The sequence below is a fragment of the Calditrichota bacterium genome (assembly GCA_014359355.1).
Classification (GTDB): domain Bacteria; phylum Zhuqueibacterota; class Zhuqueibacteria; order JANLFK01; family Oleimicrobiaceae; genus Oleimicrobium.
The window spans coordinates 1-5,464 of record JACIZP010000287.1 but is presented as its reverse complement, the minus strand read 5'-3'; the positions used below and the strand labels follow the sequence as shown (position 1 = coordinate 5,464).

Below are 5,464 nucleotides of genomic sequence, written 5' to 3'. Positions count from 1 at the left end.
CGGCCGTGACGGATTTTGGCGAGTACTTCGATGCCTACAACGGCTACGGCTGGCTTGGCGCCAAGAAGTGGAACCCCAACACCTTGCAGTGGGAGGAGAAGTTCCTCGCATTCAAGGACGCCAGCGGCAACCAGATTGTCCCTGCCGTGGGTGAGGGCGTACAGCGCGGCTGGTTCCACACCAACCAGCCTGGTTGGGGCGGTGTCTTCGACGGCACTCCCAAGAAAGGTCACATCGCCAGCATGGGCTGCTTCTTCGTGGATGGTGGCAAGAGCGGCGATGGCGCCAAGTTCGACCTCAATCCCAACCCGGCCATCTTCTCCGGTGGCACTGCTGGTGACCCAACGACGTTCGTCGTGAAAGACCCGTCACAGTGGACCTATCCGGATGGCGCGCGCGAAAAGGCGACCCCGGTCACGGTCTATGACCCGGTTACTGGTGCCCCGTTGGGGATCAACCCCATCGACGCCCCGCCGCGCGGCCAGGCCATGGAGCCCAACATTATCACGGAAGGCTTGATTAGCCAGTACCAGTTCGATGGCGACCCGATCTGCGCCATCGGCCCCTTCTCCATGGAAGTGGGCGAGAGGATCAGGCTCTACTTCTACCGTGGTTCGGGCTTCCGGATTCTTGGCCTGCGCAAGACGGTGAAGATGGCGCGCGCGGTGTTCAACTCGATCAAGCCGGACGGCTCTTACGACGTGCCCTCTGGTCCGCCGGTGCCGGAGATCAAAGTGAGCGGCTCCAAGAACGTCAGACCGCTCATCAAGTGGCAGGATCCGAGCAAGTTGGGCGACTGCGACGGCATCAAGATCTACAAGTGCGTCGCCTGGCCGCGCTACAACTCCACCGAGAAGCTCTACCCCACGCACGGCACGTGGTGGAAGACCATGGACCCGGCAGTTGACCCTGGCAAGGATGAGATCAACCCCTTGATGACCAACACCGAGTATCTCAAGCCGCAACAGGGCGACTATTGGGGCCCCTATTCGCTGGTGAAGGTGGTACCGAAGGCGGAGTTCGCCAACTACAAGAACACCGACACCGACGCTGCCACCTACCCCTACGCGTGGGAGGATGATACCTACACCGCTCCTGGCCAGAGCTACTGGTACTATGTGTCCAGTTACAAGGAAGGCGCAGCTGCCACGGTGCCGCCGGCCTACCAGGGACTGGATAACGTGAGCTGGTTGGAGAGCGGCAAGGTCAACATCAACGGTCGGAGTGGCTACTGGGAGAACACCTGGCCGTGGGCATGGAAGACCTCCGACTACCCCCAGGCGAGCAACATCGAGGGGTTGAAGAAACTCGGCGCTGTCTTTGTGCTTGTGTCTCCGACGGCCACTGTGGCTGATATCGAGATGGGCAGGGCGAAGATTGGCGTGCGGCCGAACCCGTACAAGCGGGTGGCATTCCACGATGCCAGCGGCAAGCACCAGGTGATGTTCTACAACCTGCCCTCGCGCTGCACCATCCAGATTTACGACCTTGCTGGCATGCTCGTGCAGGAGGTCGACTACGTGGCGCCGGTCGCTACCAACGGTACCTACTTCTGGGACATGTACTCCCAGAATGGGAACGAGGTGGCAAGCGGCCTGTACATCTGGGTGGTCAAGTACAAAGGTGGGCAGCAGCACGGCACCTTTGCCATCATCCGGTAGCAGTGGTCGCGACCTGACAATCCCTAACCGAAGGAGATACAGATATGAAGGTGTCAAGAACCGTAGGCCTCGTTCTGGTGTTCCTGCTCCTGGTGGCCTCTGTGGCGGCCGCCGGGCAGTTGAGGAAACCGGGCATCGACGGCGCCGCGTTTCTGAAGATCGGTGTGGGCGCACGGATGGTGGCTTTGGGTTCTGCGGCGACCACCATCTACGGCGACCCCAACCAGATTTTCTGGAACCCGGCGGGTATCCAGACCGATGCCGGGAAGACGCTTGTTGGGCTCAATTACAACAAGTGGCTGATTGACATCGACCACACTGCGCTGGCCGTGACCCATGGCTTTGGCGACCTGGGCAGCTTTGGCCTGGGCGTCATCTACATGGGCATGTCGGACCTTGCTGCAGACCGCGACCTGGCTCCCCCGGGCTACACCGAGCCGGTGCCCGAAGAGCCAGGGCTTGGCCGCTACGACACGTACAACTACTACGACCTGGCGGTCACCTTGGGCTACAGCAAGCAGTTCACCGACCGCTTCCGCATGGGTCTTTCGGGCAAGTACATCCGCGAAAGCATCGATAACGTGGCGGCCAACGCCTGGGCGTTCGACTTTGGCGCCGTGTACGAGACGGGCTTTCGCGATCTGACCTTTGGCGCGCGCATCAACAACGTCGGCAGCGACCTGAAGTTCTACGCCATCGGCGCTTCGCTGCCGTTGTACTTCGCCATCGGTGCTTCCATGAGCGTGGCGAAGGAGGAGAACACCGCGCTGAAGGCATTCGTGGACCTCACCAAGCCGAAAGACTGCCCGCAGCTGTACTTCGTGGGCGGCGAGTGGACGCTCTACGACAAGCTGGCGCTGCGCGCCGGGTACAAATTCAACTACTCCGGCTTCCAGGATGAGCTGACGCGGCTCAAACAGACCGACGAAGGCGCATCTTTCGGGGCCGGCCTGGCGCTCCCCATCTCCGGCATGAACCTGTGGCTGGACTATGCATTCACCCAGTTCACCACGTTCGACAACACGCACAGGTTCAGCCTGAGATTCCAGTTCTAACGGAGCGGTCCACAGCGCAAGCGGCTGTGTGTAGGCAAGTGTTGCTTTAGCGAAAAACTCCCAGAGGCAACTCTGGGAGTTTTTCGTATGCGCGACGTGAACGACCGGCGAGGCAGCCCGCGGCCACGTCTGCCTCGCCGGTTTTCTGCGGGGTGCCATGAATCGACGCGCTTTTCTGAGCAGGATGGGCTGGGCCGCCGCGTTGCTGATGGGAATGAGAGCAAACGCGCTCGCTCGGCCGAGGTCAGGGACGAAGTCGAGGACTACCCGACGGCCTTCCGGACCGCTCTTGGAGTTGAAGGGGGAGTACTACCGCCACTACCCGGTTGACTTTTCGCAGGGAAAGCTCGGTGCGCGGGGGTTCCTTGGTTGGGGCGAAACTGTCCCAATCGTTGTGCCCGTGGCCGAGACTGCGCTGGTCGCCATGCACATCTGGAACGTGGGTTTTGACCCAGAGCTCCCCTTCGCGCCGCAGGGCCCAGCTGGGCCAGTCATGGAAATGCTCGAGTGGGCCGCCCGTTCCGTTCCCATCACCCGCGAGGTGATTCCGCCCCTGCTCGCGGCTGCGCGCGCAGCAGGCGTGCGCGTAATCCACGTAGCCTCGGACGAAAGCTACGCACGCAGGTATCCAGGCTACCACCGGACAGTGGCGCTGGCCGGCCCGGAGCCAACGGGCTTACCTACCGCCAGAGGGCCGCAGGAAGAACCGTACCCGGATTCGGACAAGAGCAGGCTCCTGTTCGGCCCGCGTTTCCCAGAGGCGGCGAAGTGGTATGGTGAACGCCTGGACTTCCCGGAGGTGGCGAAACCTCATGATGATGAGTATGTCGCATTGACTACGCACCAACTGAACGCGGTTCTGCGCGAGCTTGGCATATGGCAGCTCATCTACGTGGGCTTTGCCATAGACTGGTGCCTGTGGTTTTCGCCAGGCGGGATGGTGGATATGTCACGCCTGGGCTACCGCTGTTCTTGCATCAAGGAGGCAGTAACGGCGGTGGAGAACAAAGAGAGCGTGCAGGATGAACTGCACAAGCAGGAGGCTCTGTGGCGCACGAGCCTCATGTTCGGCTACGTGCACAGCGCTGCCGATTTCATCGCTGCGTGCAATCGAGTTGCGCCGCGCGAGGCGGGCAAAGAGGGATAGGAGGCCATGATGCGTACGGTAAGGCTGCTTGTCGTGTTTCTTGTTCTCTTGGTGGTCGGGACGGCTGCGCAGGCGCAGGAGGCGGTGCCAATGCAACGCTACCTTGACTTCGCCAGGGCATCCGCCGATTGGACCTGGCAGGACTATGATTCGTTGGAAGCATACTGGAAGAAGACCATCGATCCTGACAACGTGTTTGGCTACCGCCCGCCTCCGCGCTTTCTGGAAATGGCTGCCATCTACGGCTATCTCTACGAGGCCACCGGGCGAAAAGCCTATGCCGAGCGCGCCAAGAAGGTCTTGCTCACCTACGGCGACTATCGGGCGTTCTATCCCGACTCGGCAGCACGCAAGCGCACCGACTATGAAGACGGCGTGCCCGCGCTCCCCGACTTTTTCACCACCATGCGGTACGTGCGTGCCTACGACTCTTTGAAGCGCAAGGGCTACTTGACTCGAGCGGAGCAGGACAAAATCGAAGCCCTGATTGGCGAGAGCATCGAGTACCTCTTCCGCACGCAAGAGTGGGGGGCGATGAACCGCGGGATCCTCCGTGGCGAAACGCTGGCATGGGCCATTCGTGCGGTGCCCAATCACCCGAAGGTGCAATACTGGAAGGTCTTGGAAGAGGCTCTTCGTGCCGACAACTGGGGGAACTGGGAGATAGAAGACGCCAGCCTTTACAATGCCGTCTGGCTCTATTCATTGTTGAGCTATGCCGACGCGAAGAACGCGCTGGACGAGCTGTTTCAATTGCCTGAAATGTATTACTATGCCCAGTATTTCCTCCACCTGATGAGCCCGGATGGGATGATTCCCGACTTTGGCGATTCCCACTGGCGGTCGAACTGGAGCAGATTCCTGGTGTTCTTTGAGGCGGCTGCGCGTGCTTACAATTCGCCTGAGCTGAAGTGGGCCGCAGCGACTATCGCCGGGCGCTTTCTTGACTGGAAGAACCTGCCCGACACGGGGCTCGCCTATCTCCTGCTCGATTGCTACCGGTTTGGGACCGACAAGCTCGGGTTGCAGGTCCCTTCTGTCCGGAGTTGCGAAGTCATGGAAGACGCGGTGGGCAAGAAGATTGTGATGCGCAACGGCTGGCACTCAACTTCGACCTATCTTCTGCTCAACTACAAGGACGAGGGAGACGCTGGTCTGTTGTTCCGGGACTACCTGCGCGATACCATCCCGGTGGAGGAAGAGAAAATGACCCATGGCCACGCGGACGAGAACAGCATCGTGCTGCTCATGGCCGGCGGGTCTCTGCTTCTGCACGACGGCGGGTACCGCGACTATATGCCCAGTGGACCTTTTGGTGCCTACCGGCAGGACTATTTCCATAATCGCGTCTGCGTCCGGCAGGAGAAAATCTTCATGGGGCAAAGACAGGGGCAGTACCGCTACAGCATTCGCGATGCCGTTCCGGGCCAGTCGGTGCTGGACTTTCTGCACAATGCGGGTTCCTATCGCGAGGTGCGCACCCAGAAGGTGGACTTTATCACCCTCCCCGAATTCGACTACAGCCGGACGAGGGTGATTGACGAGGTACTCGGCTACGAGCAGGACCGCGTCATCGCCTATGTGAAGCAGCCGGAACTATT

4 protein-coding genes are annotated in these 5,464 nt (G+C 60.6%); all 4 read left to right on the top strand.

The window, feature by feature from the left end; translation table 11 throughout:
- On the top strand, positions 1-1,661 hold a 1,661-nt coding region (locus H5U38_12400), incomplete at its 5' end, for a hypothetical protein (GenBank protein ID MBC7187825.1).
- Between the two features lie 44 nt (positions 1,662-1,705).
- Positions 1,706-2,716: a PorV/PorQ family protein gene (locus tag H5U38_12395; GenBank protein ID MBC7187824.1), complete on the top strand. Its 1,011-nt coding sequence runs from the start codon at positions 1,706-1,708 to the stop codon at positions 2,714-2,716.
- Between the two features lie 289 nt (positions 2,717-3,005).
- Positions 3,006-3,863, top strand: a complete 858-nt coding sequence (locus H5U38_12390) for an isochorismatase family protein (protein MBC7187823.1) — start codon at positions 3,006-3,008, stop codon at positions 3,861-3,863.
- A gap of 6 nt (positions 3,864-3,869) precedes the next feature.
- Positions 3,870-5,464: hypothetical protein (locus tag H5U38_12385; GenBank protein ID MBC7187822.1), on the top strand; the 1,595-nt coding region annotated here is incomplete at its 3' end.

Bases quoted from the DNA above. Each gene is read 5' to 3' on its own strand.
- H5U38_12395 (MBC7187824.1), top strand. From the start codon at position 1,706: ATGAAGGTGTCAAGAACCGTAGGCCTCGTTCTGGTGTTCCTGCTCCTG.